This window comes from Nevskia sp., from assembly GCF_021732705.1.
Taxonomy (GTDB): Bacteria; Pseudomonadota; Gammaproteobacteria; order Nevskiales; family Nevskiaceae; genus Nevskia.
In genome coordinates this window covers 508,851-514,933 of record NZ_JAKFUM010000003.1, presented here as the reverse complement: position 1 = coordinate 514,933, position 6,083 = coordinate 508,851, and the positions used below count along the sequence as shown (strand labels likewise).

5 protein-coding genes and 1 pseudogene are annotated in these 6,083 nt (G+C 66.6%); 5 read left to right on the top strand and 1 reads right to left on the bottom strand.

All coding sequences use genetic code 11. The annotated features are described in order from the left end of the window. Window positions 1–126, bottom strand: a pseudogene (locus QZ951_RS04650) (EtfB protein); the annotation flags it as partial. A 247-nt stretch (window positions 127–373) separates the two neighbouring features. Here QZ951_RS04650 and QZ951_RS04645 point away from each other — a divergent pair. From QZ951_RS04645 to QZ951_RS04625, 5 genes are all read left to right on the top strand, one after another. Next, complete coding sequence (locus tag QZ951_RS04645) at window positions 374–1,444, top strand: 2Fe-2S iron-sulfur cluster-binding protein (protein WP_292999041.1); 1,071 nt, start codon at window positions 374–376, stop codon at window positions 1,442–1,444. 188 nt (window positions 1,445–1,632) lie between these two features. Further along, complete coding sequence (locus QZ951_RS04640) at window positions 1,633–2,007, top strand: DUF2834 domain-containing protein (protein WP_292999039.1); 375 nt, start codon at window positions 1,633–1,635, stop codon at window positions 2,005–2,007. 68 nt (window positions 2,008–2,075) lie between these two features. Further along, on the top strand, window positions 2,076–3,356 hold the full coding sequence (locus QZ951_RS04635; RefSeq protein ID WP_292999037.1) for an outer membrane protein transport protein: 1,281 nt from the start codon (window positions 2,076–2,078) through the stop codon (window positions 3,354–3,356). Window positions 3,357–3,378: 22 nt separating this feature from the next. Then, on the top strand, window positions 3,379–4,404 hold the full coding sequence (locus tag QZ951_RS04630; RefSeq protein ID WP_292999035.1) for a hypothetical protein: 1,026 nt from the start codon (window positions 3,379–3,381) through the stop codon (window positions 4,402–4,404). A gap of 45 nt (window positions 4,405–4,449) precedes the next feature. Further along, the gene (locus QZ951_RS04625; RefSeq protein ID WP_292999033.1) at window positions 4,450–6,030 is read left to right on the top strand and encodes a hypothetical protein; all 1,581 of its coding nucleotides are present in this window, start codon (window positions 4,450–4,452) and stop codon (window positions 6,028–6,030) included. Window positions 6,031–6,083 lie beyond the last annotated feature (53 nt).

The window sequence follows — 6,083 nt, the reverse complement described above, 5'->3', positions numbered from 1 at the left end:
CGCAATCTCGTCGAACGGGTTCACGCTGTGCTTCACACCGTCCACCACCACACCCGATCCGTCAGGCTTCACCTGAATCCGGACGTTGTAGTCGATCACTCTCTTGACGCTGACCAGTGCTTTCATCGGGGTGTTTCGTATCGAAATGGCGGCGTGAATGTGGACGTGCGCGGCCGGCGCGTCGCTCGGCATCCGGCATCGGCCCGTCATATGGCGGTCTCGACGCAGGCCGAGCGTGGCGCCGAGAATGGAACGAACGACGGACGGCGACAGGGGCCGCCGCCAGCTTGCAAATAATAGTATGGACCCCTACTATTTTCCGCAAGCGGCCGGCACTCCTGGCCCGCACATAACAAGCGTCAGTGGGGGAGCGATGGGATTTCTGAAGTCGATATTCGGCGCGAAGGAAGCGAAAATCGTCGAGGTCGCGCCATTCGGTTCGCGCTACGAGGTGCCGAGCGGCGAAACGATGCTCGAGGCGGCGCTGAAGAACGGCGTGCCGTTCCCGCACAACTGCACCGTCGGCACCTGCGGCTCGTGCAAGTGCAAGCTCAAGACCGGACGGGTCAGCGCACTGTCCGATTTCGGCTACACGCTGTCGCAGCAGGAAATCGCCGCTGGCTTCATCCTCGCCTGTCAGGCCATTCCGAAGGACGCGCTGACTCAGGTCGAGGTCGAAAGTCAGGCGCTGGACATGCCGAAGCCGGAAGCGTTCAAGGGCCGCATCAGCGCGACTGAAACGCTGACCCATGACATCGTCCGGATCACGGTCGAACTCGATCGGCCGATCCACTTCATCGCGGGCCAGTACGCCAACCTGAATTACGAAGGCCTGCCGCGCGCCCGCAACTATTCGTTCGCCGATGCGCCCGATCGCGATGGCCGTCAGCAGGTCAATTTCTTCGTCCGCAAGGTACCGGGCGGGGCGTTCACCGAAGCGCTGTTCCGCGGCGAACTCGACAACCGTCCGCTCGACGTCGAAGGGCCGCACGGCAACTTCCACCTGCATACCGGCAACGAGCCGATGGTCTGCATCGCGGGCGGCTCCGGGCTGGCGCCGATCCTTTCGGTGCTGGAAAAGGCCCGCAAGGACCGGGTCAAGCGCCCCTGCGTGTTCCTGTTCGGTGCCCGCACGCAGGCCGATCTGTACGGGCTCGAGCAGATCCATCTGATCAAGGCGAACTGGGCCGACAATTTCGTGTTCCTGCCGGTGCTGTCGCACGAACCGGACGACAGCGCGTGGACCGGCGCCCGGGGTCTGGTGACGCAGTTCATTGCCGACGCCCTGCCCGGCATCGACTGGAACAAGGCCGAAGGCTACATGTGCGGCCCGCCGGGGATGATCGATGCCGGCATCTCCGCGATGACCCAGATCGGCGTGCCGCTCGAAGCGATCTTCTACGACAAGTTCACCGACGAAAGTCACAGCGCCAAGTCAGCCTGACGCTTCCTGCCGCGCGGCGACATGCTTCACGGCGCGCAGCGGACTGGACTTGCAGCATCGACACCGACCGGCCGGCGGCTCCGAAAGGACCCCGGCCTTTTGTCTGGCCTTCACCAGAACCCGGCCGCCGACACTCGATCGAGGTGCTCCGGTCGACACCGTCTGCCACCCTCGCTCAGGAGATTCAGATGACCCAGAACATCAAGCACGCGCTGTTCCTGCTCCTCGGCATCGTGGCCATGCTGCTGACCTGGCCGCACGCCTTCGACTGGATGCGCAACGGCGGCAACATCCTGAATCCGGTGCAGTTCTTCGCCGATGCGATCAACGCCGGCGGCACCGCCGCCTTCCTCAGCATCGACATGGCCGTGGCCTGGGTCGTGTTCATGATCTGGGTCGTGTTCGACGCCCAGCGCATCGGCATGGGCACCCGCTGGGGCTGGTTCTTCGTCGTGCTGTCGTATGTCGGCGTGTCGTTCACGTTTCCGGTCTACCTGATTGCCCGCGAGCGCTTCCTCGATCGTCGACAAAAGGCTGGGCAGGCAGTGCCCGTCCCCGGCTAGGCTCGGATTCCGGGTACGCGTCATGGGGAGATGACGCGCATCCGTCGCACATCATTCGAACGATCACCATGAATCGACGCCTGAGTTGCCTGGCAATCGCGCTGGTCGCGGCCGTTCCGTTCCACGCGCGGGCGACGCTCGGCCCGTTCGAGCATGGCACCGGCATCAAGGGTCTGGCCTTCGGCGGCGTCAGTTACATCGGCACCGACGAGAGCACGGCGATCAGCGCCAACCCGGCGCTTGCGATCGGTCTCGGCGGCCGCTTCGATGTCGGCTCCAATCTGCTGATCGTCGAAGGCGGCACGCGCATCACCGGCAACGCCGCCGGGCCGGACGACTTCTACCCGTCCAACGGCAAGCGCCTGTTTCCGATCCCGCAGTTCGGCGTCACCGTGCCGCTGGCGCCACGCTGGGCCTTTGGCGCCTCGGCGTTCGCGGCCGGCCTGGGCCCGGATTACCCGCGCAGCCCGTACGCCCGCTTCGCGCAGACGCCGGAAGTGGCCGCGCGCTCGGCCACCGCGCTGAACTCGCTGAAGATCGCCGGCATCTCGCTGGTTCTGGCGCATGAAATCGTCAAGGGCCAGTCGATCGGCCTGTCGGCCAACGTCCAGAACCAGTCCCTGTCGACGGAAGGCACGGCACCGTTCGCGGCCCTGTCGGAAGCGCCTGAGTTCATCGGCAACCAGGGGCAGCACAGCGCCTTCGGCACCAGCTTCACGCTCGGCTGGACCGGCACGTTGACGCCGTGGCTCAGCGGCGCGCTGTCGTACCGTTCGAAGACCTGGACCCAGCGCATCGAGCAGTACCGCGGCCTGCTGCCGGATCAGGGGCGGCTGGAACTGCCGGTGATCTTCGGCGGCGCACTGCAGCTCACGCCGGCAAAGGACTGGCGCATTGCGGTCGAATACCAGCACTTCGCGTACGGCGACAGCCACGGCTTCGGCAATCGCATCGATCTCGTGTTTCAGGGCCGGCCGCTCGGCTCGACCAATGGTCCGGGCTTCGGCTGGAGCGACCAGAACGTCTACAAGCTCGGCGTCAGCCACCGGATCATTCCGTCGCTGAACCTGATCGCCGGCTTCAGCTACGCCACGCAGGTCATCCCGCGCTCGCAGACGCTGTTCAGCGGGCTGGCGCCGGCCACGCCGAAGCTGCATTTCACCGGCGGCTTCACCTATGCCCTGAACGCGGTCTCCGAGATCACCGGTTATGCCACCAGTACCGACCGCAACATCCGCCATGGCCAGAACTCGATTCCCGCGGCGCTCGGCGGCGGCGAAGCCGATGTCCGCTTCCGCGGCATCAGCGCCGGGCTGTCGTACGGACGCCGCTTCGGCGCAACCCGATAGCGGTGTGACCGGAGCGCGATCGATGCCGAACTGCCTGCCCGCACGATGGACCGTCGCCGCCGTCGCGATGGCGCTTGCGACGTTCATCTCGACCGCGGCCGACGCTGCGCCGATCGATCGACGCCTGCACCTGGTCGCCACCGTCGAGGCGACCCAGACCTGGAAGAAGAACGATCCGAAGTACCCGGGGGATCAGTATTCGAAGGGCAGCACCACGCAGCGCTACGAGTTGACCCTGGACCTGCGCTCCGACGGCCGCCGGGAAGTGCGCAACCTGCTGGCACACGATCTGAACGAACGCCTCGAAGCGAAGACCATCCATCTGGCGCGACAGGCGAAACGCAGCATCGAAGCCAAGGGCGGCAAGCTGGTGCTGCCGGAAACCGAGGCCGAACAGAAAGCCTTCGACAAGCGCTTTCAGGAAGCCATCTACGGCTGCAAGGGCGATGCGATCTGCAACCGCGACACCAACCTGCAGTACGCCGCGATCCTCGCCGCGCGCGATTACCCGGAAGCGCTGGAGGAAGATCCCGAACCCGGCCAGTACCTGTACTTCCTGCCGTTCAAGGGCTGCACCAGCCGCTCGCGGGTGACGCTGAAGCTGGCGATCGACGGCGTGCGCTACAACAAGACCAGCGACAAGTTCGTGCCGTTCAGCGAACGGCGCGAAGCCGATACCGTCGATGCCTCGGACGGCCTGCCGCTGTGCGATCACTTCACCGTCGTGCTCGATACCGCCGACAAGGTGCGCGGCCTGCTGGTCGAGAACGTCCACATTCCGTCGCCGGTCGGCGTGACCGAATTCACCGAGAGCGGCCACACCTCGCGCACCACCGAACCCCAGCCGATGCCGACGGCCGCGCTGGAATGGATCACCGCGACCCTGCGTCAGGCCCCGGAGCGCGGCACCGCCAGCGCCACCTTGCCGCTGAGCCTGCCGCTGAACGCAAATTCGACCTGGCTGGGCTTGTTTACCGGCACCGCCAAGGTCACGCTGTCGTGGAGTTTTTCAGCGCTGCCCGCGGCCCCGGCCCGGCCAGCGCCATGATGCCGGCCTGACCGGCCAGAATTCGTCATTGCGAGGGGCTGGAGCATGAAGCAGCGCGCTGTCGTGGCCACGACCGTGGCCGTGTGGCTGGCAGGAATCGGATGCACGGCCGCGCCACCGCCGAAGCCGACGCTGGTCGAGATCACCGGCTTCTACAAGGAGCTGAAGTCCTGCCGCGATCGCTATGCCGAGATCGACGCGAGGATCGACGCTGCCGGGGTCCGCGACACCGCGTTCCATCGCGTGCCGGGCTTCCCGTACCTGCGCACCGACCGCCTGACCGCGTCGTTCCGCGACGATACCGAAGACTTCGGCGTGCTCAACGGCTGGATTCGCCGGATGCGCGAGTTCGATCAGGAAGCGCGCGAGTTCGAATACCAGAACCTCGGCCTGAGCCAGCAGGAAGCCGCGATCCTGCGCTTCGAATTCCTGAACTGCGGCCGCGGTCTGGCCGGCCTGGAACTCGAGAATCCGGACAACGTCGCGCTGGTCAAGCAACTGGCGGTGCCACCGGACGACTACTCGGACAAGGCCCGCACCTGGGGTTTCTATGCGCTGACCAAGCCGCTGCTGCGCGCCGACATCGCCGACCACGAGCGCCTGGTCCGTGCCGAATTCGCGAAGCCGGCCGCGGCCCTGCTCGACAACACGCCGGCGGTGCGCTGGCAGGTGGCCGAGGTCGAAGACCTCACGCTGATCCCGAAGTCGATGTACGACTCCTACCCGGACGAGTTCGGCCTGCCCGGCTTCGTCGACTCGACCTGGCGAGCGCTGGCCGAAGCCAATGCGCCGCAGGTGCTGACCACTGCCGATGCCACGCGGCGTCAGCTCGGCGCGCCGATGTGGACCGCGCAGGGTCTGGATGTCGATACCACGAAGCCCGAGGTCAACTACCAGATCGGCTTCACTCGGCTCGGGCCGCTGAATCTGGTGCAGGTCAACTACTTCTTCTGGTTCCGCACGCCGAACGCGGCAAGCGGCACGGCACCGGTCGACGGCCTCGTGTGGCGCGTGACCCTGGACGACCACCTGAAGCCGCTGGCCTACGAAAGCCTGCGCGCCTCCGGCCGCGATCATTTCTGGTTCCCGGTGCAGCAGCGGCTCGCCCGCAAGCCCGCCAGCGCGGCGGCCCCCGCCGACGAGCAGCCGGCATTCTTTCCGCAGGATGGTCTGGCGCCGCCGCAGGCACTGCTGATGCTCGATGCCGTGCACGGCGGCGTGCGCCGGGTCGGCGCCGCCGGCACGGAAGTCAGCGTCGGCAGCCCGGCAACGCCGCGGCAGTACACGCTGAAGCGCTATGAGGATCTCTACACGCTGCCGCTGCCGAGCGGCGGCACGCGCAGCCCGTTCCAGCTCGACGGCCTGATCGCCGGCACCGAAAGCGACGCTCCAGGCTGGCGGCTGGCCAGCGGCATCACGCGTCCGGGCAGCCTGCGGCATCTGTCGCACCTGCCGATGGACTACATCGGCCGCCGCCATTTCGACGAGCCGTTCCTGATGCAGTCGGCATTCATGCCGCTGGATCTGCCGCCGCCGGGTTCGCCATCGACCAAGCAGGCAGCGGATGCCGGCCGCGACGACGCCGTGCCGCTGGCCGTGGCCAGCGGCCGAAGCGCAGGCCGCTGAACGGCGCGCGCCAGTCGGCCGTCCGCTGGCGTTATCGTTCGCGTCCCTGAACC

Excerpts from the sequence above, each read along its gene's own strand:
- QZ951_RS04640 (WP_292999039.1), top strand. The coding sequence starts at position 1,633 with ATGACCCAGAACATCAAGCACGCGCTGTTCCTGCTCCTCGGCATCGTG.
- QZ951_RS04625 (WP_292999033.1), top strand. The coding sequence starts at position 4,450 with ATGAAGCAGCGCGCTGTCGTGGCCACGACCGTGGCCGTGTGGCTGGCA.
- QZ951_RS04645 (WP_292999041.1), top strand. The coding sequence starts at position 374 with ATGGGATTTCTGAAGTCGATATTCGGCGCGAAGGAAGCGAAAATCGTC.
- QZ951_RS04635 (WP_292999037.1), top strand. The coding sequence starts at position 2,076 with ATGAATCGACGCCTGAGTTGCCTGGCAATCGCGCTGGTCGCGGCCGTT.
- QZ951_RS04630 (WP_292999035.1), top strand. The coding sequence starts at position 3,379 with ATGCCGAACTGCCTGCCCGCACGATGGACCGTCGCCGCCGTCGCGATG.